The following is an 18,387-nucleotide window of genomic DNA, read 5'->3' as shown; positions in this document are numbered from 1 at the left end:
TTCAAGCCCCGCGCGCTTCTGCGGCGCTGCGGAAGAAGTCGGCGAGCGCGTGCCAGGATTTGGCCCACCATTTGCCGAACCAGACCCCCAAAAACGCAATCCCCCGGCAGGCCGCTTCAAGGGCTGCAAACAGAAGCCCGGCCAGGTTTGGCCGCCGCTTTGATCTGGGTTTGTTCCACCCTGCCATCTTCACTATCCCCTACCCAAGCGGCGCCCTTCTTCGGGCAAAGCCGTCAGTTGTTGAGTTGCTGTTCCAGCTCTTCGATTTCGGAAAGAAGTTTTTCGCGCTTGGCGTTGCGTGCGGCCTTGGAAAGCCAGTCCGGTGTTTCCGGCATCAAGACGGTCAGAAACTCCGGGCCATAGACCCAAATCAGCCACAAAATGGCTTCGGATGAGGGAACGGACGGTGACCCACTGAACCAGCGCTCAACCGTGCGCACGGGCACCGGGATCCGGCAGGCGACTTCTGCAGCTGTATTGGCCGGGTGTTTGCGTCTTAAAAAGCTCGCGATCCGTTCAACATGAACCCGCAATTCCTGCGGACCGTTCCGGAGAATGTGCGTGTCGTTTCCGCAGGAAATGGTCATATGGCCCTCCTCTGCATTTTCAGGAACAAAAAAAGAACAAATGTGATAGGATCCCGGCAGGTCCGGCCCGTGTGACAGCACAGGCCAGACCCTGTCACCCACCCCTGCACCAACCAGGAGGAGATGCATCCCGTGATATTTTTGGATTTGCTCATGTGCGGTCTCATGCCAGCACCTCCCCTTTAAATGGAAAGTCGACAGAATCGCTCTTTTTGATAGTAATTTTGAGAACAAAACGTGTATATAGTTTCCGGAACCGGCGCGCATAGGCGTGCGCACCGGCTCCTGTCACCCACCCCTGCAAGCACCAGGAGGAGATGCATCCGTTGATTTTTCTTGATGCGCTCACGCGTGGTCTCCTTCTTGAGGAAAGAAGGAACCAAGTCCTTGAAGCCGAAAAACACACCAGGCACTGGCCGCGTCCTCGGCCACAAGGTGCCGAATGACGTCACAATCGCGGTGAACGCTCTCTTCCATATCAGCTGCCTGCTTGGCGCAACGGCCCGGAAGAACGGCGCAAAGCTCGGCGAAATCGCCCTTCAACTGGATAGAGCACGCGCTGAAGCTTGTGCGAGTTTGAATTCTCATGACGCCGTCCGGGATCTTGATGAATTCATCGAAGTGATCCGGCAAACATCTGAATCCGGCGCCTATCTGCGCGAGGCCAATTATGTTGATGGAAATCGCAAAATAAAACGCTGAGGCTGTTGCACCTAAACCCATAACCAGCGTTTCAGCGTGGGTCGTCCTAACCAGTAAGCGCCCTGCCGCACACCGCAAAGGCGCGCACCGATTTACGCAAGTGTGCGGGTTCAATTTGCGAGACACGGACATCACGCGCCTCCTACTGTTGGGCGTATCGGAGATCGCTCAAGATCGACGGCCACTGATTGCGAAGAGCCGACTAAATCAGCGAACTCGGTCAGAGTGGTCTTACGTGCATATAGATAGGTCTCAAGCCTTGCCATAATGGCAATAAATGCCACAAATTTGACTATGAGGCAATATGATTGATCAAGATTGCTTGCGGCAAGATTACCAAATAGGCGCTAGACCGTTGTGCCAATTAGACAATAATGCCGTTATGCATAAAAGCCCGATCAAACTCGCCAAACAAATAACTGGCTATACCGGAGAGCGCCTAGCAGAAGAGCTCGGGATCTCACCCGCACATCTTTCCCGGATGAGCAACAACAAGAGGCGTATAACGACGCAGTTGATCGAACGGCTTGCGCATGTCTCTGGTAAATCCACGGAGGAGTTCTACCAACTTCTCGGCACGACACAGGGCGAAGTTGAACAAGCAGCCGAAGTTCTTTCCGGCCATCCGGCTGGCGAGCCACTGATGATCGATCCTGACACTTTCAAAAAGGCTTATGACCGGGCGCGCGTGATCGAAGAAACCATGCTTGGTGGCCGCGGCTCCAATGCCGATTTCGCTGTCATCTTCGAAGAAGTTTATGCAGATCTTTTGAAGCGCGAGGAAGACTGAGCATGCCCAAGCCCGACTTCCTTGCACTCTACCGGTGCAAGACTCCCTACAACTATGAAGAGACATTGCTTGATACTATCGCATGGGTACGCCAGGAACACCTTGAACCAATTGCAAAAGAGTTCTGCAAAAAAATCGCAGATCACGACCGGCTAACAGATCTTGAGGGAGAGCAAATCATACAGTTCGATGAGTATCTAAGGCCATTGTTAATGGCATCAAATAAACAACGAAAACTGATGATGCTCAAAGGGATCACCTCTAACAAAAAGTAGCGCAGATGAATGGTTTTGTAATAGAGCAGCCACTGACTCTACTTCGTGATGGTGACGGAGATGACTTCGCGCGAAATTTGGTGCGGAGATGGTCCAGATCTGATGGTTATTTAACTTCCGATTTTGCTGAAAACCTGGACTTAGATCGGCTAGTGATGCTCGACGCGCCACGGGCAGACCAGCCTTCTCCCGATATTCTTTATTGCGGGAAAAATGCCCTTGCAGGAAAGCTAATTGGGCAAAGCTGGTTAGAGCAGCCGACCAAAGTCAGCGCGTTTAAGACGGAGTTCCGGAAACTTGTAGGTCGCCATTACGAAAAAGCTCAAAAAACAGAACTGCCAGTTTTTGACCTTGTGTCCGCGCCGACAATCGTCAACGAAACGCCATACAACTTCAGATATGAGCGGCTAATCCTGCCGGTCACCACCTTGGCAGGCTCTCTCTTCCTCTACTGCTACAGTTTTGCACCAAACTTCAGTGCTCAAAAGTCATATCGAGGATCATCTGATGAATGCCAATTCGATCAACACCGACAAAATACACATCTCGTAAGTCCACCTGCGCCGGCGGAATGCGCCATTCTATCCCGCGCGGATAAACAATCGTATACCCCCACCTGGCCGCATATCCCGACAGGACCTTATCTGGGCGCATCCAGCCATAAGTGAGGTTCGGCTTCCACTCGTCATAAGCAAGCAATATCAAAAGCTTTTGTATGAGACCGAGAAGGTTTCCACCCCGAAATGCTTTTGCTATCCAGCCGTCCCCTATATATGCGAATGGCCCGGCAACTCCGCGTGCATATTGGCAGCTTTCCGGCGTAAACTCAGCAAATGCTCCCGGCTCATCGGCCGGATAGAGCCTCGCCCAATGAGCGGACAAGAAGTCTTTTAGATCCCAGCCGGGTTTATCATCGTATCGCGCCGCAACCATACCAATTGGCACATCACCTTGAGAGCTTTTTCCATAAGCGACCATCACCATCGCATGACCTGGTGAAATGTCATTCATTGAACGTGAGAAGTGCGGACCAAGCGCACCTTTTCCGATTGCGTCTGCCACGCGCTCCATCTCTGACACTTCATGCAAAAGCCGAACACTTATAACCCCGTCAACGGCTAATATTTGCTGACGCAGCAGCCCTGCAGCATGCTGTAGATCCAATTTATTGACTTGTTTGGTCGCCATTTCTTCCGCCCACATCGACATCTAGCCGCCGATTCCCGCAGAAAACATATTCATTTTTTTAGCTGACGCGAAGCCAACGCCAGATATTTGCACAGTTAGTCACTTCAATATTGCCTTATTGGCAATTATGTGGCAATATTTGCGGCAATATTGCTGCGCCACCACAGGCTGGGTGGATATGCGGGCGTAGAGCTCCCTGAAAGCTCCACAACCGCAAAACACAAACAGGAGGAAGCACAATGAACATCGTTTCATCAGCAGTTTGCCTCTCCCCAGTTTCAGTCTTGGAAGGGAAAGCAATACAATCAGCGCTTGCGAGCAATTTGACACCTGCGTTGGTAGCGTCTCCGGACAACAACAATCAGGAGACGCAAATGACGGCGAACCTTCGAAACACACTTTCGGCCATGAAGGTCCTGGAAACGGCGCTGGAAGCTTATGAGCGCGACCCGGCGCCCAAGGGCGGGCCGAGGGACGGGTTGACAAAGGCCGAGCTGGGGTTTGCCTTCAATATGCGGAATTTGCTCAACACGGCCCGCAAGTGTTTTGAAAGCCTGGCGGGCGAGCTGAAATATCTGCAAGGCGCCACCAATCACGGCCGCGCCTTGATCGATGAAAACGGCGACGTGATCCGCGGCATGGCCGTCGAAACCTTGCATGTGCCGATCGATGGCCCCGGTCATGACGTGGTGATTTATGGCCGCGCAGACGCCCTTGCCTTTGTCGCCGAAGTTCTGGCGCAAAGCGGCCATCAGACCAACGGCCCGGCAGCCCTGAACGAGCTGCGCGCCAAGCTGGCCGCCAGCGCTGACCAGGCTGACCGCCAAGAGGCCGCATCATGACCGGCCGTTTCCCCTCCTCCCTCCTGCAACAATGTCTTTTCGTCACGTCGGGCATGACCGCAGGCTCCTGCCCGGCCGGACTTGGCCCCAACAGCGGGTCCGGCCGGGCTCTTCTGACAACAACGGGCCAAAGCCCGGCACCTGCCCTATCGGCACAAGACCATCACCCGCCGCCTTAAGGCGTGTGATGACGGGCGGCGCGTGGATGAACGCACACCTCTGGGCGCGCCGTCCTGCCAAGCAGATTTTTTAAAAAATGAATCTGTTTCGCAGGACTTCCCAAACCGGAGCGGAAAACATGAGTGATCCTAGCGGCATCGCTGCCGATCAGCTGCGCGCTTTCATTGAACGCATCGAGCGCCTGGAAGAAGAAAAAACGGTCATCTCCGATGACATCAAGGACGTTTATGCCGAAGCAAAGGGCAACGGCTATGACGTGAAGATCCTGCGCAAGGTTGTTTCTCTTCGCAAAAAACAGCCGCACGAGCGGGAAGAGGAAGAGGCCGTTCTGGACCTTTATCTCCATGCGCTCGGCATGACCGGGCCAGCCGAATGACCCGGGCGAGCGCCATCCAGAGGTTGGACGCCCAAAAAATCGCGCCGCCGGCCGCTCATCGGGCGGGGCTGATGGCGGAAACCACCGCACCGCTGATAACCGAAATCGCGAAGCTCCAGACCGATCTGGAACGCTGTCTCGACAAGCGGCCACACGACAAGACGGAAATCCTTCGCCTGGTCGAAAACCTGAAGAAACGGGCGATGACCCTGCACGGCCAGGCCGTCGCCGCCTTCCAAAACATCCGGAGTGGACGATGATTAATTCTTTTGTTGTTGGACCCAAGGCCTGTGGCAAGACGCTGAACGGCCGCCTGATCGCCGATTTCTTGGGCTGTGATGCGTTCGGGGACATCGGAACCCCGTTCCAGGCCGGATACAACGCGACGCATGTGCTTGTCCTGACCACCGAGTTGCCAAGCATCTTGTGCGAGGGCGACTCGGTCTATCAGTTTTCTCAATTGCGCGATTTGATCTTGCGCGATCCAATCTTTCACGCCCGGTGGCATGATCCTGAGCCGGTGCCAGATGCTGAATTGTCGCGCCTTGAAGAAGAGCGGCTAAAAAACCTCCGTGCGGATGACGTACCTGAAGCAAGCAACTTCTCGAATGGAGACCTTGTTCACCTGATCTCCGGCGGCAAGCTGATGGTCGTTTCCGACGTGAAAGGCACGGTGATCCAATGCACTTGGATGGATGCAGACGGCCGGATCCAGGACGATTCCTTCCCGAGCAACTGGCTTGAGAAACACGCAACCGTCGCGCACTTCGACGCCAGTCAAGTCGGCGATCTTGGGGTGCTGACCACCTGCGTGGATCGCTTGCGCTCAGATGTGGCCACCAGCTTGGGAGTTGCCCTATGACCCCGGACAAAACCATCAAGGCGGCAAGCTTGCCGATCGCGCCGATGCAAATGGCCTCCGGACGCGTTGTCGACCTTGGCAATCTAAAACCGGACAACGTTTATTGGCCCGATCTTTTGGAAGGCCTGGTGAAGCTGCCGCGCTTTAATGGCGCAACGGCGCACGTCACCTACACAACGGCGCAGCATTGCTGCTTGATGCATGACCGGGCCGAGGACGTCCACAAGCCTTGGGCGTTGCTGGCCGATTTTTATTGCGCCTATTTCGGCGAGATCAGCCGCTCCTTCCGCCATTTCGCCGCGCATTTGTCCGGCGACCCTCAAGCCTTCCTGGAAAGCTATTACCTCGCGCGCGACGAGGTGACGGCAACCATCTGGGAAGCGGCCGGATTATCCGAAAAAGGCGAAAGCGATACGGCCTCGCTCGACCGGGCGGCCTATTTGGGCCAGCTCGACAAGCGCCTGACGGCATCAGAGCGCCGCGATCTGATGGCCTCAAGCCGGGAAGCGCAAGACCATTGGCACCTGCCGGAGCCGTTTCCAATCCCGGTGAAGGCTTGGGGCGAAGACAAGGCGCGGGCTGAGCTGGCCCTGCGTCTGAAGATGATCGGCATCTACCTGCGCAACTAGAAGGAGGCCAAAAGACATGCAGCCCCTGCCCGACAGCGTCAGAAAATCCATGGACACGCTCTTTGGCGCGCGGCCGCTGGTGTCGCATGCGTTGGCGGCCAAATTCATCGGGATCCACGCCCGCACATTGACACGCTGGGGCGATGATGGCCTGATTTTCTACCGGCTGCGCGGAAACCGGCGCGCCTATGCCAAGGAAGACATTGCCGAGGCCCTGAACGGGGCGATGGAAGGAAATGCGTCATGTCCATCTATCTCCAATGGAAAACCGACCGGAAAACCGGCAAGCGGATCCTCAAGTCGCCGTACTATCAATATGATTTCGTCCTCACGATCGACGGGCACCGTTGTCGATTTCACGGCTCAACTGGAGAAACGACAAAAGGCCGCGCGCAAAAATTCGAAGAGCGGGAAAAACGGCGCGTAAGGGACCAAGGTCCCAACGATCATATGACCCTCGGCGAGGCGTGCTTGCGCTATCACGAGGAGGTCATCAAGGGCAAACCCTCAGAGATCGATGAACTCAACGCCATGAAACATTGCGGCCGGCTGATCGGCGACGAAAAACGCCTGGTCACCCTGACAAATGACGACATTTCCATCGCGGTTCGCAAACGCGCCGGAGAGACCAAGGGCAAGAAAACCCCGCAGCTGATCGCACCGGCCACCGTCAACCGCCAGATTATTGAAATCATGCGCAAGATTTTGACCCGCGCCAAACGTGTTTGGCATGTCCGCTTGGATCTCGATGCGTTTGACTGGACCGGACTAAAACTCAAAGAACCCAAGGAACGGGTGCGTGAATTTGTAGGTGATGAAGCCGACCGGTTCTGGGGCGCCTTGCGCGAAGACTATGGCGCCTTTGTCTGGTTCTTGGGGTCGCGCGGCTTGCGCGTCAATGCGGCGATCGGCATGACCACGGACCACCTGGACGAGCCGCGCAACCGCATAAAGATCTGGATCAAGGGGGAAGGATTTACCTGGGTGCCGGTGACCCGCGAACAGATGAAGGTGATTGCCGCGGAAGCGGCCAAAGCGCCCGGCAAAGCGGTCTGGAGCTATCAAATGCAGCGGTATCCGAACCGGGGAAAGCGCCGCCCGATCACTTACAGCGGGTTTCGCCGCACCATGACCACCACATTAAGGACCGCCCAGATTGTTGATTTCAGGATCCACGACATCCGGCATGATTTTGCCTCAAAACTTTTGCGCGCCACCCGCGACCTGGCACTGGTGCAAAAGGCGCTGCGCCATGCCGACATTTCCTCAACGATCCGCTATGCTCATGTGCTGGATGAAGACGTCCGCGACGGCCTGGAAGCGCTGGAGGCGCCGGCACATGCACGGATCGGCCACAATTCCGGCAAGTTTCAAAAGCAGTAGGAGCCGATCATTTCAGAGGTGGAACGCCTTATAGTAGCAAAAGAATGGCGGGAATGGCCTATGGCTTGCCGCGATCATTCTCAATCTGAGAAGGATACGAATCCGAAGGATAAGCCGGACGCGTGGTTGAGTTTTTAGTAGTCTTTAAACGATGGTTGTTGGGATCGGATTTAATATGGGGAGGTAGTGATGTTTCCGCCGGGTAAACCAGATTATAAATTGCCTAGAAACACAAAAAATATCCGCTCAAATCGAACGGAACGGTTGACGGCGCGGGCCGCGCGAATCTGGTTGCCAGGACTACATTCTCACATCACCAACAATACACGGCTGGCAAGGCTCCTCATCGAAAATCCCTATGGCCAGGATCATTATATTTGCTACCTGTGCGGCGACGCATCTCCGCTCTTTGGAAATGGTGTCGCCTGCGACAGAGAACACATCATCGACTGGAAGCGCATAAAAGAGAAGTTGATCGAAGACGGCAATACTAAAACCCAAGAAGAGTTGGAGCGGGACTACGATTGGATCGAAGACTCTGAATTTGAATTCAGTGACCTGTTTATCGTTAGCGATGTAGATGGAGCGGGGGAGCCGACGTCTTTTCACCCATCAGTGGTGCTGGGGGCTTTATACTGCAGCGATCTCGATAATCTAATCTGGGCCCATGGCTACGGTTGCAATCAACAAAAAGCGGATCGGATTTTGGGAGAAACTTTGGAACAGAAGAATCTGAGCAGTTCGTCTGATATCTGGCGTGTGAGAATTCGGCAAGCCAACATTGAAACCGTATCGGATCTCCAGAACTTCTTCGACATTCGGGATCACCAACGGATGCTGGAGGCTCACCGGGAGTGCGCAAAAGACGTGGCGGAGGCCCACAACAAAAGAAATGCCCGCTTATTAAGCCGTCAGTGGCAATGGGACGGGACGACACGGTTTGAAGATGCCAGTGCAGCTGGTCCAGCAACAGCGACAGCGGCAACGGCAACGGCAACGGCAACGGCCGCAACAGCGCCAGGTAAAGTTAAGGGCAAGCAAACTGCCGCTGAAGTGGCTGCGGAAAACCGCGAAGGCGCGCAGGCCTATCATTTAACGACCCTTCGGACCCGATCGATGTCACCGCCACCGGTCGCAGCTCCTGCGCCTGTGGCCAGTCGGCGGAGAAAATTTGGCAACTCGGATTTGGGGGGCAACGAAGATGAACCGAATGCCAAAAGACAAAAATTGCGCCCCAATCAGACTTCGGGACGCTTGGGCCGGTGGCCGGGGCCCCATGCGGCACCTGACCACACCAGCGATGCCAGTTCAGATACTTGAATTAAGTAAGTTGCCGATGCGACAACTCCTAGTATATTACCAGAGCGTAATATTCCTTATTGCTATGCATTGCTATTAATGCATACATTGTTTTGTGGTCTTTGGGGCCACGTGCACAAACTTACCAACCCGGTCTCGGCCGGGTTTTTTTTGATTCTTATATATATTAGTTCATACAGTTAAAGAATACGATTAGTATTAGTTGTTACTTTTCCTGTGAAATTGATAATAGAAAGAATTATTTCTAATATATAAAATATTATTGTCAAAATAAACAATACTACAGAATATATTAACTTTAAAGTTGTAGTGAGGATTGTAGACACGGCTCGGCACATCGTAAGATTTAAATCGAATTGCATGGATTGTACGGCTCACAGTATTTGGAACCAGGCATGTCGAAAATCGTCGCACTCATTGATGCCGCTTTTAAGCGGGAACTGCGCAAAAACACAGATCTAGTAGAAGAAAACAAGAGACTTCGAGCTGAGATTTCGAAGCTCACAACAGATCGCGGATACACCGTTGAGTTTGATGACGGCTATCAAGCTGCGTTGATGCCGCTGCCGGAACCGACAGACACGCCACCACGATCTTGATTGAGTGCAAAAAGAAACCGGCGCGGAGCCGGAAAGTTTAGGAGGGGTCATGTGGCTCTTTCAACCACTGACTGAACTTTAGGTCGCAATGATGAAAGAACAGTTATCATTGCGTGAGTAGTGGAGCCGAGGACGGAAGTGAGCCGTATGGTCTGTTCTCTGCCTTTACACTGATCGATGATGCCGAAGCCCGCATCTGGAAGATCGGGCGCCTGCAACGGGCGCTGACCGGCCTCACCGAAAACCTGGCGCTGGTGCAAAAGGCGCTGCGCCATGCCGACGTTTCCTCAACGATCCGCTATGGGCATATGATGGCTTTTGAACTTAGGAGGAATCTATGACCGAGCTGGAAGCCTACATCCAAAGGGAAGAGGAAGAGCTGCAGCGGTGTCTCGAACAGATCGACCATATCGAGCACGACAGAGTTCCAATACCCAATGACGATGATCTGAAACAGATAATGCTGGATCACGAGTGTCAGAAACGGGACATGCTTCAAAAGCATATTGCGACCATGAAGGGCCGGGTCCAAGCGCAATCGCGTGTTTATGTCGGCAACAATTGAAATCGCACGAAACTGAGCGGATTGAGAATCCAGAACAAACCACCAAATGCTAACAAAACATTTAGAACGGTTTGTTTCTATTTATAGTGCAATCTATTGAATTGCCATTTTTTGGGTGCAATATGTATAGCAGTAACGCGTAAAAAGGGAGAACACAGCTATGAAGTCAGGTTCATTCCTGTCGGGCTTCTATCGCGGCTTCACTTCTCCGAGCCGAATTTTTAGCCCGCTGAAAGTCGAACGGCCTGCAAAGTTTGATGCAAGCGTGGTGAGCGCATGGCGCGATACAGGGCGCTTGTTGCAGGAAACATTGATTGAAGAAGGTCAGCGTATTGGCAAAGGACAGAAAACCGTCCGCGGCAACGCCCGAGAAGGCGTCCAACAAACCAGAAAACGCAGAAACAGAATCCCTGCCTGAACTGCGGCCGCAGCTCGCTGAAGAAATCAAGCACGGTATCGAGCCGCTTCTTCAAAAAAACCAAACGACACAAGTGATGAATGTGGTCCAGTCAGTGCTCCTGAGGGAACACTTTTCTGGACCACTTCCGCATCCACGACACTTCCGAGAATATGATGAAATCGCGCCTGGATCTGCCGAACGTATAATACGGATGGCTGAAAAGGCGCAGGACCATAATATCAACATGGAAGCAAAAGTCGTTGATGCACAGATTGACGACCAAAAACGCGGCATGAACTACGGCCTGCTTGCGTTGCTTGTCGTCTTAGGTCTCGGCGGCCTCTTTGCTTTTCTCGGCAACAATGTCGCTGCCGGACTATTCCTGGGAACGAGTGTCCTGGGTGTCGTAGGGGCGTTCATAACTGGTCGCGTGAAGAAGTCGAATAAGTAGGCCGGCCAGGCCGGGCGGGTTGTCCTCTGGCTCGACCGCTTCATTAGTCGGCACCAAAGCTGGAACAAACGGAAAACCTGTTTTCAGAGTCCCAGAATAGTCCCGGACTGGCGTTTGGAACGCTCAAAGAACAGTGATTTTTGGAAAGAATTTCAGGGACTTGCTGTTTTTGGGGAGAAAACTCCCAAACCAGATGCGCTACCAGGCTGCGCTATACCCCGACGGCTGGTTTGGGCGGTGTATCCGCGTTTGCTCCGTTCGTCAAGAGAGAATGACAACGACATTTCCAGCGCTTGTGGACAGTTGATGGCATGACGGAAAAACTGGTCCAAAGACCGGCTCTTAGCGCCAGTTTAGCATCCGCATTTGTAGCGTTCGACGCCGAGTATTCCGTAAAAACAAGACATTAATGCAGCGGCAGGGTGCGGTGCCGGGTTGGATGTGCGGGATCATAAAAGTGGCTCATCGGCCCTTCGTCTTCAAACAGCTTTGCCCAACGGCGGAATTCGGCCGGGTCCAGTTCGACACCAAGTCCCGGCCCTTCCGGAACACGAACAGCATCGTTGGTCTGGCGGAACGGCCCATCCCGGATGACGTCGCCGATTTGCCAGCGGAACAACGATTGAGACGCCTCAGAAATCAACGGCGTAGCGGCAGAGACGTGCAAGTAGGCCGCCGTCATGATGCCAAGATCGTTGGAGTAACACCAAAACCCCTTCCCCATGGCTTCACAGGCCGCAATGAATTTCAGGGATTTCGCAATACCGCCAAGCGCTGCGAAATTGCAGACAAAATTGTCCGGGGCGCCGAGCGCCACCGCACGCCTGAGATCCGGCACATGGGTGGAAAACGGAATGGTGCTGTGCCGGCGCAGCTCTGCCATTTCCTCAAAGGTGGCAACAGGATCCTCATAATTCCGAATGTTGTAAGGTTCCAGCTCGCGCAGCAGCCAGCGCGCTGTTGTCAGCGAATATTGCATGTTGGAATCGAGCTTGATCTGGGCCGCGTCTCCCAAAGCGTCGCGTAGGAGCCGAACCGTTTTGATTTCCAGGTCAGGATCGCCAAGGATCAGCTTGCCTTCAAAAATGCTGGAGCCATGCATTTCCCGCATTTTCAGGCAATAGTCGCGGATCGCCTCTGGGCTCATTTCACCGCCTGCGCCATTGTGCTCCGGCCGGAACGAGAAATACTCGGAGAATTTGATCTCCTTGCGCACAGCTCCGCCAAGAAGTTTATAGAGTGGCAGGTCGAACATCTTGCCTTTGATGTCCCACAGCGCCACTTCAACAGCGCCAAAAGCAACGGACGCCGCGCCCTCCCCGGTATTTGCCGTAATTTGCCACGGAGGCACGCAGCGCGCCTCACAATCGGCGATGTCGAGCGGATCCGCTCCGAAGAGAGCTGGAGCAATCTCGCTCTTTATGATGTCCCCGAAATGATACCAGGGCGCCTCGCCCAACCCGGTAATTCCCTCATCAGTTTCAACCTCAATGATCGACTTCGAGGCCCCAGGATAAAGCCCGCCAGTCCACCAAAAGGGCGCATCAAAAGGCACATTCACATGTGTGACGCGGATGTTCGTGATCTTCATGATGCCCTCAATACCAGCGGTCTTCACTTGATGCTTTTTTGCGGTCAACGAACTCTATCAGGTGTTCCTCAATCGCGGCGTCCAGGGGTGGCGCCTCATAAGCAGCAAGAGTTTCTTTCCAGGCACGATTGGCCCGCGTCGCAGCATCGACCGACCCGGCCTCCTGCCATGTCTCGAACGGGGTGTTGTCGGCAATGGCAGCGTCGAAATAGGCTGTTTCGTAATTGCGGATCGTGTGCTCGCAGCCGAAGAAATGGTTGCCCGGACCGACTTCACGAAAGGCGTCGAGCGCTAACGCATTGTCATCGACCGCAACGCCGCCAAGGTAGGTGTGTAACGCGCCGCAGAAATCTGCGTCCATCATGAATTTCTCGTAGGACATGGACAAAAGTCCATCGAGGAAACCAGCAGAATGGAGAATGAAATTGGCCCCGCAATGAATCGCCGAGAGCATCGACATGGTGCCCTCGTTCATGGCGTGCGCGTCGGGCAGCTTGGATGTGGTGAAATTCCCCGCACAGCGCAGCGGTAGTTTGTGGCGGCGCGCCAACTGGCCGACCACGAGAGATCCAGCTGCCGGTTCCGGTGTTCCGAAGGTTGGCGAACCGGATTTCAAACTGGTGGACGACAGGAAATTGCCGTAGACGACTGGTGCGCCCGGGCGCACCAGTTGCGTTAAGGCACAGCCAGCCAGCGTTTCTGCATGGGCCTGCGCAATGGCTCCAGCCGTTGTGACCGGTCCCATTGCCCCGCCTAGAATAAAAGGCACCAAAACCGTGCCTTGGTTGGCAGCAGCATAGGCGCGCAGAACCTTGGTCATGGTGCCGTCCCAAACCAACGGCGAATTGACATTCAGATTGCCCATGATGACGCAATTGTTGTCGACAAACTCTGTGCCGAAAAGGATCCGTGCCATATTGATGGTGTCTTCGGCGCGCTCCTGTGCCGTGACAGAACCGAGAAATGGACGGTCCGATAGCGTGATATGAGCGTGAACCATGTCCAAGTGCCGTTTGTTGACGGGCACATCGACTGGCTCACAGATGGTTCCGCCCGAATGGTGCAGCCACGGCGAGGACTGGGCGAGTTTTATGAAATTCTTGAAGTCAGCGATGGTGCCGTATCTGCGACCTTCGTCGAGATCCATGACAAACGGGCTGCCATAAGCTGGGGCAAAGACAACATTCTCCCCTCCAATCTCGACACTGTTGGCCGGATTGCGTGCATGTTGGGTGAATTGCGCAGGTGCGGTTTTCAACAGCTCCGGGATCAGGCCATGGGGGAAGCGCACCAGGACGCCATCAACCTCAGCCCCTGCCGTTTTCCAAAGTGCCAAAGATTCCGGATCGTCACGAAATTCAATCCCGACTTCGGCAAGCAGTGTCCAGGTTGTGTCTTCAATACGCTGAAGGCTGTCTTCGGACAAAATACTAAACGGCGGCAATTTCCGGTGAATGAAGGGTTTGCCGAGATGCGCAGAGCTTACTGATCGTTTCGCCCGGCGCCCTGCCCGGCCACCGGAGCGCCCTGCCCGGTTGGAAGTTTCACCGAAAGGCCTCACGGCACTTGCTTCGACACCCATCATTTTGCCCTCCCAGTAGCATCTTCATTTTTGATGCTAAACGAGCGAAGATGACTTGTGACGCTTGAAAAATGTCATGCTTGGCATAAGGTTTGTTCATGGCAAACTTGCGTTATTTGCTTCCTTCCTTTCGGGGCCTTGTGGCTTTTGAAGCCGCAGGCCGGCTTGGGTCTTTTACCCGGGCGGGAGAGGAACTTGGCATGACACAATCGGCGGTTTCCTACTCCATCAAGGCGCTTGAGGAAGAGATCGGCCAATCCCTGTTTCAACGCGGTCACCGGGAAGTGCGGCTGACTGTTGCTGGGGATCGCTTGCATGCAGATGTGTCACGCGGCCTCTATCAGCTCGCTGACGGCATCACCGCGGTTCGGACAAAACCTTCAGACTATGTGGTCACGGTTTCGGTCTCGACGGCCTTTGCAACACTCTGGATCGCGCCCCGTTTGCAACTGATGCGCACGGACTTGGCGGGCATCGAACTCAGGCTGCATACCGCCGACCGGGATCTTGATATTGTTGCTGAGGACATTCCGCTGGGAATACGGGCGGGACGGCCAAAGGACTGGCCGGGTTATGCGTGCGACCGGTTTGAAGTCGAAGAAATCATCGCTGTGGCCGCACCGTCGTATCTACAGATCCATGGCACGCCGGAGCAGCCAAGAGACTTGCTTGAACATCACCTTGCCCATCTCGACGAACCCTACCGGTATGCTGCGACATGGAAAGACTGGTTACGATCGGCCGGGGTGAATGGCGCCAACAAGGTGCGTGGATCAAGGGCCAATGAATATGTCGCCGTTCTACAAATGGCCCTTGATGGGGACGCTGTTGCGCTAGGCTGGCGTCATCTGGTCGGCGAGTTCATCCGCAACGGCCGTCTCAAACAAGTGACCAGCCATACGTTTCGAACGGGAAACAGCTATTATGTTGTCTGGCCAAAACACAAAGAACTCGACGCCAATTCGCGCATAGTCCGCGATTGGATTCTGCAGCAAAATCCGGGACCTTTAGATTCGAAGCCGCGCCAGGAGACAGACGAGGCTCGCAAACTAAACGTCGTTCAGGACGGATCCAGGCGCAAAAGCTGAACAAATTTCAGGTCAGGACGGCTCCAACCCCATGGACTGGCTCTTCACCTGATCACCCACAGCGATACCAAGTTTGGCGGCCGTCCCGGCGTTAAGCTCCAGGACAAATCTCGCCGGAACGCCAGACGGAATCACTTTTTCTGAATAGGGCGTGGTGTCAGCAGCAATGCTGACGATCCGCCCGGCACTGGAAATAAAAATGATGTCGAGCGGCAAAGGGGTGTTTTTCATCCAGAAGAACTGCTCGGCTTCCCTTTCAAAAACAAACAGCATGCCATGATCCAGGGCCATCTCTTCCCGGTGCATTAGGCCTTGCGCCCTTTGCCGATCTGTAGCCGCAATCTCCGCTGTGAAGATGTGGGTTTTATCTGCCGAAACAACTTTGAGCGCTTCGCTCGGCAAGTTTTGGCTGCTTTGGGCAAACCCCGGGAGCTGCAGGAGCGCAACCACAAGAAGGGCTGAAACAATGGCTCCAACGCGAAGAATTGAAAAACGATTTTGGGTCATGAAAGCTCCGAGCGCATACAGGCGGCAGAAAAGCCATTAAAAAAGGCCGGAACATGTCCCGGCCGATAAAACGCTGCTGAGATATACTCCCTCAATGGGAGGCTGGTATATGTGTTCCCACGCCAACCGGCCGAATTTCAGCCGCCATGCGCCCTTTCGGTCCCGTCCCAAAGCGCACCAAGACTTCCTGACCCGGCCGGAGCTCGGTGATGCCATAGCGGCGCAGGGTTTCCATGTGAATGAAGATATCTTCGCTGCCCTCGCCCTGTGTCAGGAAGCCAAAGCCCTTCACTCTGTTGAACCACTTCACGCTGGCTGTTTCAAAACCACCTTCCGGCACCACCTGAACATGGGTGCGCGACGGCGGCAGCTGAGACGGATGAACCGCAGTGGTTTCATCCATGGATAGAATCCGGAAAGCTTGAAGCCCGCGCGGTCTATCCAGAACCTCGCATACAACCCGGGCCCCCTCATAGGCGGTCTGAAAACCGTCGCGCCTAAGGCAGGTCACATGCAGAAGAATATCACCTTCCCCGCTGTCCGGTACGATAAAGCCGTAGCCCTTACCGACGTCGAACCATTTAATTGTTCCGGCAATCTCGAACACATCGACGGCAACATCATCCGCCAGGTTCTCAAGTGCACGGGGATCCGGTGCGGTTTTAACCCCCATAATCAAATGTCCCGTCTCTGGTCCGCATTAAATAGCTGAAGGTCCATTTCAAAGTGCCTTTCAGCCGATTCCTAACAAAAGGATAACACCGCCCTTTAAGCCAGGAAGAAAAATTAACAGACTAACCACAGACCATTTCCAGTTTTTTTTGCTATTTCATAGGAAAAATCGCGAATGTTTCGGAAAGTGGGGTTCTAACGACAGTGTGAGCAAGCGAATCAAGTGGTGTTTCCTCCCGGTTGAGAATCACCAGATCAGCACCATTCTGCGCCGCAATCACTGGCAACTGCGCAGCCGGATGCACAACCAATGAAGACCCCAGGACGAGAAATGTCTCGCAGTTTTGTGCGGCAATTGCAGCTTTTTGGAGTTCGTCCTGAGGCATGGATTGGCCGAAACTGATCACGGCAGCTTTCAAAAGCCCCCCGCATTTGCCGCAAGTTGGACTGATGTTGCGCGCAACCAGATCTTCTTGCTCTTCCAAAGCCGCATAGGCACCGCAGTCAAGGCAGGTCGCATAGGTGGAATTTCCATGCAATTCGATCAGTTTGTCTTCTGGCACGCCTGCGCGCTGATGAAGACCGTCAACGTTCTGCGTGATAAGCACATTCAATTGTCTGGAGGCACATAAACGGCTTAAAGCGCGATGCGCATAATTGGGCTCGGCCTTTTCAAAAAAGCTGAGCATTTCAAAGCGCCGGTCCCAATCTTCCAGGCGCCTCTCTTCAAAATCTAGAAAATCCTGATATTGAACAGGTGCGCGTTGGGACCAAATACCACCGGGTGATCTGAAATCCGGAATTCCGGACTCAGTGGAAATCCCTGCGCCCGAAAGCGCCACAATCGAGCCTTCGGGTTTTTGGGCCAAAGACGAAACAAATTCCTGCGCTTCGGCCAGTTCGGTGATGATATTCATGAGCCGGTCCGTTGCTCCTTAATTAACTGAAGACGCTGCCAAAGAGGGTAAGACATGCGTTATTTGCACACGATGGTCCGGGTCTCCAACCTGGACGACTCGCTCGATTTTTATTGTAACAAAATGGGCATGACTGAGATCCGGCGTTATGAAAATGAACAAGGCCGGTTCACATTGGTTTTTCTAGCAAGCTCAGACGATGTTGAAGCTGGTAAGGCCAACGCCGCGCCCGTTCTAGAGCTCACCTACAACTGGGATCCGGAAGAATACACCGGCGGCCGCAACTTCGGTCACTTGGCTTATGAAGTTGACGATATCTACGCTTTCTGCGACGCGCTGCAATCGAAAGGCGTCACCATCAACCGTCCACCGCGCGACGGCCGTATGGCCTTTGTCCGCTCGCCGGACAACATTTCCTTTGAACTTCTGCAAAAGGGCAAAGCCCTTGAAGTCAAAGAACCTTGGGCGTCTATGCCGAACACCGGTGAATGGTGAGTTTATAAAGATTTCAACAGCTGCAAGCCCGGAAAACCGGGCTTGCGATTTTTTCAAAAAAAGGCACTTGCAGGCAATTCATTTCCCGCCTATAAGCCTCCCCACGACGCAACCGCGTCGACCGCGCGCCCATCGTCTAGCGGTTAGGACGCCGCCCTTTCACGGCGGAAACAGGGGTTCGATTCCCCTTGGGCGTGCCAATTTCTCCCTTAAAATTCACATAAGCTTTCATTTGCGTGCGTTTTAGCTCGTATTCAGCCGTGGCGTTTTTTGTCCGCTCCGTCTATAATATACCTTGATTTTGGGGTCGGAATACGTCGGTTAGTTGGGCAATTTTTAATTCATTTACCTCTTCACAGCGAATTCCGAAATCCTGTGACCCGTAT

26 protein-coding genes and 1 tRNA gene are annotated in these 18,387 nt (G+C 54.0%); 19 read left to right on the top strand and 8 right to left on the bottom strand.

The window, feature by feature from the left end:
- Position 1: 1 nt before the first annotated feature.
- Positions 2 to 187: a hypothetical protein gene (locus ACOOFE_RS11800; RefSeq protein WP_420415095.1), complete on the bottom strand. Its 186-nt coding sequence runs from the start codon at positions 185 to 187 to the stop codon at positions 2 to 4.
- Between the two features lie 46 nt (positions 188 to 233).
- Positions 234 to 587 (bottom strand): hypothetical protein, encoded by a 354-nt coding sequence (locus ACOOFE_RS11795; protein WP_420415094.1) that lies wholly within the window; start codon positions 585 to 587, stop codon positions 234 to 236.
- Between the two features lie 387 nt (positions 588 to 974).
- Between ACOOFE_RS11795 and ACOOFE_RS11790 the strand changes: the two genes are divergently transcribed.
- From ACOOFE_RS11790 to ACOOFE_RS11780, 3 genes are all read left to right on the top strand, one after another.
- Positions 975 to 1,289 carry a hypothetical protein gene (locus ACOOFE_RS11790; RefSeq protein ID WP_420415093.1) on the top strand — a complete coding sequence of 105 codons (315 nt, stop codon included), beginning with the start codon at positions 975 to 977 and terminating at the stop codon, positions 1,287 to 1,289.
- A gap of 382 nt (positions 1,290 to 1,671) precedes the next feature.
- Entirely contained in the window at positions 1,672 to 2,079 is a 408-nt protein-coding gene (locus tag ACOOFE_RS11785; RefSeq protein WP_420415092.1) for a helix-turn-helix domain-containing protein, read from the top strand.
- 2 nt (positions 2,080 to 2,081) lie between these two features.
- Positions 2,082 to 2,354 carry a hypothetical protein gene (locus ACOOFE_RS11780; protein ID WP_420415091.1) on the top strand — a complete coding sequence of 91 codons (273 nt, stop codon included), beginning with the start codon at positions 2,082 to 2,084 and terminating at the stop codon, positions 2,352 to 2,354.
- A gap of 474 nt (positions 2,355 to 2,828) precedes the next feature.
- Here ACOOFE_RS11780 and ACOOFE_RS11775 read toward each other — a convergent pair whose 3' ends face one another.
- Positions 2,829 to 3,563 carry a hypothetical protein gene (locus tag ACOOFE_RS11775; protein ID WP_420415090.1) on the bottom strand — a complete coding sequence of 245 codons (735 nt, stop codon included), beginning with the start codon at positions 3,561 to 3,563 and terminating at the stop codon, positions 2,829 to 2,831.
- A 353-nt stretch (positions 3,564 to 3,916) separates the two neighbouring features.
- Here ACOOFE_RS11775 and ACOOFE_RS11770 point away from each other — a divergent pair, with 353 nt between their 5' ends.
- The 13 genes from ACOOFE_RS11770 to ACOOFE_RS11710 all read left to right on the top strand — a co-directional run bounded on the left by ACOOFE_RS11770 (position 3,917) and on the right by ACOOFE_RS11710 (position 11,149).
- Positions 3,917 to 4,384, top strand: coding sequence for a hypothetical protein (locus ACOOFE_RS11770; protein WP_420415089.1), 468 nt, complete (start codon positions 3,917 to 3,919; stop codon positions 4,382 to 4,384).
- Complete coding sequence (locus ACOOFE_RS11765; protein ID WP_420415088.1) at positions 4,381 to 4,563, top strand: hypothetical protein; 183 nt, start codon at positions 4,381 to 4,383, stop codon at positions 4,561 to 4,563. The genes ACOOFE_RS11770 and ACOOFE_RS11765 overlap by 4 nt, the downstream gene beginning before the upstream one ends.
- A gap of 119 nt (positions 4,564 to 4,682) precedes the next feature.
- Positions 4,683 to 4,940, top strand: a complete 258-nt coding sequence (locus tag ACOOFE_RS11760; protein ID WP_420415087.1) for a DUF2312 domain-containing protein — start codon at positions 4,683 to 4,685, stop codon at positions 4,938 to 4,940.
- The gene (locus ACOOFE_RS11755; protein WP_420415086.1) at positions 4,937 to 5,200 is read left to right on the top strand and encodes a hypothetical protein; all 264 of its coding nucleotides are present in this window, start codon (positions 4,937 to 4,939) and stop codon (positions 5,198 to 5,200) included. The genes ACOOFE_RS11760 and ACOOFE_RS11755 overlap by 4 nt, the downstream gene beginning before the upstream one ends.
- Positions 5,197 to 5,802: a DUF2158 domain-containing protein gene (locus tag ACOOFE_RS11750; protein ID WP_420415085.1), complete on the top strand. Its 606-nt coding sequence runs from the start codon at positions 5,197 to 5,199 to the stop codon at positions 5,800 to 5,802. Before ACOOFE_RS11755 ends, ACOOFE_RS11750 begins: the two co-directional genes overlap by 4 nt.
- Positions 5,799 to 6,431 carry a hypothetical protein gene (locus ACOOFE_RS11745; protein WP_420415084.1) on the top strand — a complete coding sequence of 211 codons (633 nt, stop codon included), beginning with the start codon at positions 5,799 to 5,801 and terminating at the stop codon, positions 6,429 to 6,431. The genes ACOOFE_RS11750 and ACOOFE_RS11745 overlap by 4 nt, the downstream gene beginning before the upstream one ends.
- A 16-nt stretch (positions 6,432 to 6,447) precedes the next feature.
- Entirely contained in the window at positions 6,448 to 6,858 is a 411-nt protein-coding gene (locus ACOOFE_RS11740) for a hypothetical protein (protein WP_420415083.1), read from the top strand.
- 23 nt (positions 6,859 to 6,881) lie between these two features.
- Positions 6,882 to 7,814 carry a tyrosine-type recombinase/integrase gene (locus ACOOFE_RS11735; protein WP_420415082.1) on the top strand — a complete coding sequence of 311 codons (933 nt, stop codon included), beginning with the start codon at positions 6,882 to 6,884 and terminating at the stop codon, positions 7,812 to 7,814.
- Between the two features lie 291 nt (positions 7,815 to 8,105).
- Positions 8,106 to 9,134: a hypothetical protein gene (locus ACOOFE_RS11730; RefSeq protein WP_420415081.1), complete on the top strand. Its 1,029-nt coding sequence runs from the start codon at positions 8,106 to 8,108 to the stop codon at positions 9,132 to 9,134.
- A 395-nt stretch (positions 9,135 to 9,529) separates the two neighbouring features.
- Complete coding sequence (locus tag ACOOFE_RS11725; RefSeq protein WP_420415080.1) at positions 9,530 to 9,733, top strand: hypothetical protein; 204 nt, start codon at positions 9,530 to 9,532, stop codon at positions 9,731 to 9,733.
- 113 nt (positions 9,734 to 9,846) lie between these two features.
- Positions 9,847 to 10,074: a hypothetical protein gene (locus ACOOFE_RS11720; RefSeq protein WP_420415079.1), complete on the top strand. Its 228-nt coding sequence runs from the start codon at positions 9,847 to 9,849 to the stop codon at positions 10,072 to 10,074.
- A complete protein-coding gene (locus ACOOFE_RS11715; protein WP_420415078.1) occupies positions 10,071 to 10,298 on the top strand; it encodes a hypothetical protein in 228 nt (75 codons plus the stop codon). Before ACOOFE_RS11720 ends, ACOOFE_RS11715 begins: the two co-directional genes overlap by 4 nt.
- Before the next feature lie 314 nt (positions 10,299 to 10,612).
- Entirely contained in the window at positions 10,613 to 11,149 is a 537-nt protein-coding gene (locus tag ACOOFE_RS11710) for a DUF2335 domain-containing protein (RefSeq protein ID WP_420415077.1), read from the top strand.
- A gap of 406 nt (positions 11,150 to 11,555) precedes the next feature.
- On the opposite strand, the gene ACOOFE_RS11705 is transcribed toward ACOOFE_RS11710, so the two are convergent.
- A complete protein-coding gene (locus ACOOFE_RS11705) occupies positions 11,556 to 12,740 on the bottom strand; it encodes a mandelate racemase/muconate lactonizing enzyme family protein (RefSeq protein WP_420415076.1) in 1,185 nt (394 codons plus the stop codon).
- A 7-nt stretch (positions 12,741 to 12,747) separates the two neighbouring features.
- A complete protein-coding gene (locus ACOOFE_RS11700) occupies positions 12,748 to 14,325 on the bottom strand; it encodes a trimethylamine methyltransferase family protein (RefSeq protein WP_420415075.1) in 1,578 nt (525 codons plus the stop codon).
- Positions 14,326 to 14,420: 95 nt separating this feature from the next.
- Here ACOOFE_RS11700 and ACOOFE_RS11695 point away from each other — a divergent pair, with 95 nt between their 5' ends.
- Positions 14,421 to 15,410, top strand: a complete 990-nt coding sequence (locus tag ACOOFE_RS11695) for a LysR substrate-binding domain-containing protein (protein ID WP_420415074.1) — start codon at positions 14,421 to 14,423, stop codon at positions 15,408 to 15,410.
- Between the two features lie 12 nt (positions 15,411 to 15,422).
- Here ACOOFE_RS11695 and ACOOFE_RS11690 read toward each other — a convergent pair whose 3' ends face one another.
- The 3 genes from ACOOFE_RS11690 to ACOOFE_RS11680 all read right to left on the bottom strand — a co-directional run bounded on the left by ACOOFE_RS11690 (position 15,423) and on the right by ACOOFE_RS11680 (position 17,506).
- Complete coding sequence (locus tag ACOOFE_RS11690) at positions 15,423 to 15,917, bottom strand: DUF192 domain-containing protein (RefSeq protein WP_420415073.1); 495 nt, start codon at positions 15,915 to 15,917, stop codon at positions 15,423 to 15,425.
- 91 nt (positions 15,918 to 16,008) lie between these two features.
- Positions 16,009 to 16,590 (bottom strand): cold-shock protein, encoded by a 582-nt coding sequence (locus tag ACOOFE_RS11685; RefSeq protein ID WP_141186605.1) that lies wholly within the window; start codon positions 16,588 to 16,590, stop codon positions 16,009 to 16,011.
- A 151-nt stretch (positions 16,591 to 16,741) separates the two neighbouring features.
- A complete protein-coding gene (locus ACOOFE_RS11680) occupies positions 16,742 to 17,506 on the bottom strand; it encodes an SIR2 family NAD-dependent protein deacylase (protein ID WP_420415072.1) in 765 nt (254 codons plus the stop codon).
- 54 nt (positions 17,507 to 17,560) lie between these two features.
- Between ACOOFE_RS11680 and gloA the strand changes: the two genes are divergently transcribed.
- Both gloA and ACOOFE_RS11670 read left to right on the top strand, forming a co-directional pair.
- Positions 17,561 to 18,001: a lactoylglutathione lyase gene (gene gloA, locus ACOOFE_RS11675; RefSeq protein WP_420415071.1), complete on the top strand. Its 441-nt coding sequence runs from the start codon at positions 17,561 to 17,563 to the stop codon at positions 17,999 to 18,001.
- Positions 18,002 to 18,126: 125 nt separating this feature from the next.
- Positions 18,127 to 18,201, top strand: a tRNA-Glu gene (locus ACOOFE_RS11670).
- Positions 18,202 to 18,387: the final 186 nt, after the last annotated feature.

The sequence above is a fragment of the Roseibium sp. genome (genome assembly GCF_965216085.1).
Classification (GTDB): domain Bacteria; phylum Pseudomonadota; class Alphaproteobacteria; order Rhizobiales; family Stappiaceae; genus Roseibium.
This window is presented reverse-complemented; position numbering and strand designations above follow the sequence as displayed.

Coding starts and splice junctions, on each gene's coding strand:
- ACOOFE_RS11800 (WP_420415095.1), bottom strand. CDS start 187: ATGGCAGGGTGGAACAAACCCAGATCAAAGCGGCGGCCAAACCTGGCC.
- ACOOFE_RS11795 (WP_420415094.1), bottom strand. CDS start 587: ATGACCATTTCCTGCGGAAACGACACGCACATTCTCCGGAACGGTCCG.
- ACOOFE_RS11785 (WP_420415092.1), top strand. CDS start 1,672: ATGCATAAAAGCCCGATCAAACTCGCCAAACAAATAACTGGCTATACC.
- ACOOFE_RS11780 (WP_420415091.1), top strand. CDS start 2,082: ATGCCCAAGCCCGACTTCCTTGCACTCTACCGGTGCAAGACTCCCTAC.
- ACOOFE_RS11775 (WP_420415090.1), bottom strand. CDS start 3,563: ATGTCGATGTGGGCGGAAGAAATGGCGACCAAACAAGTCAATAAATTG.
- ACOOFE_RS11770 (WP_420415089.1), top strand. CDS start 3,917: ATGACGGCGAACCTTCGAAACACACTTTCGGCCATGAAGGTCCTGGAA.
- ACOOFE_RS11765 (WP_420415088.1), top strand. CDS start 4,381: ATGACCGGCCGTTTCCCCTCCTCCCTCCTGCAACAATGTCTTTTCGTC.
- ACOOFE_RS11760 (WP_420415087.1), top strand. CDS start 4,683: ATGAGTGATCCTAGCGGCATCGCTGCCGATCAGCTGCGCGCTTTCATT.
- ACOOFE_RS11755 (WP_420415086.1), top strand. CDS start 4,937: ATGACCCGGGCGAGCGCCATCCAGAGGTTGGACGCCCAAAAAATCGCG.
- ACOOFE_RS11750 (WP_420415085.1), top strand. CDS start 5,197: ATGATTAATTCTTTTGTTGTTGGACCCAAGGCCTGTGGCAAGACGCTG.
- ACOOFE_RS11745 (WP_420415084.1), top strand. CDS start 5,799: ATGACCCCGGACAAAACCATCAAGGCGGCAAGCTTGCCGATCGCGCCG.
- ACOOFE_RS11740 (WP_420415083.1), top strand. CDS start 6,448: ATGCAGCCCCTGCCCGACAGCGTCAGAAAATCCATGGACACGCTCTTT.
- ACOOFE_RS11735 (WP_420415082.1), top strand. CDS start 6,882: ATGACCCTCGGCGAGGCGTGCTTGCGCTATCACGAGGAGGTCATCAAG.
- ACOOFE_RS11725 (WP_420415080.1), top strand. CDS start 9,530: ATGTCGAAAATCGTCGCACTCATTGATGCCGCTTTTAAGCGGGAACTG.
- ACOOFE_RS11715 (WP_420415078.1), top strand. CDS start 10,071: ATGACCGAGCTGGAAGCCTACATCCAAAGGGAAGAGGAAGAGCTGCAG.
- ACOOFE_RS11705 (WP_420415076.1), bottom strand. CDS start 12,740: ATGAAGATCACGAACATCCGCGTCACACATGTGAATGTGCCTTTTGAT.
- ACOOFE_RS11700 (WP_420415075.1), bottom strand. CDS start 14,325: ATGATGGGTGTCGAAGCAAGTGCCGTGAGGCCTTTCGGTGAAACTTCC.
- ACOOFE_RS11695 (WP_420415074.1), top strand. CDS start 14,421: ATGGCAAACTTGCGTTATTTGCTTCCTTCCTTTCGGGGCCTTGTGGCT.
- ACOOFE_RS11690 (WP_420415073.1), bottom strand. CDS start 15,917: ATGACCCAAAATCGTTTTTCAATTCTTCGCGTTGGAGCCATTGTTTCA.
- ACOOFE_RS11685 (WP_141186605.1), bottom strand. CDS start 16,590: ATGGGGGTTAAAACCGCACCGGATCCCCGTGCACTTGAGAACCTGGCG.
- ACOOFE_RS11680 (WP_420415072.1), bottom strand. CDS start 17,506: ATGAATATCATCACCGAACTGGCCGAAGCGCAGGAATTTGTTTCGTCT.
- gloA (WP_420415071.1), top strand. CDS start 17,561: ATGCGTTATTTGCACACGATGGTCCGGGTCTCCAACCTGGACGACTCG.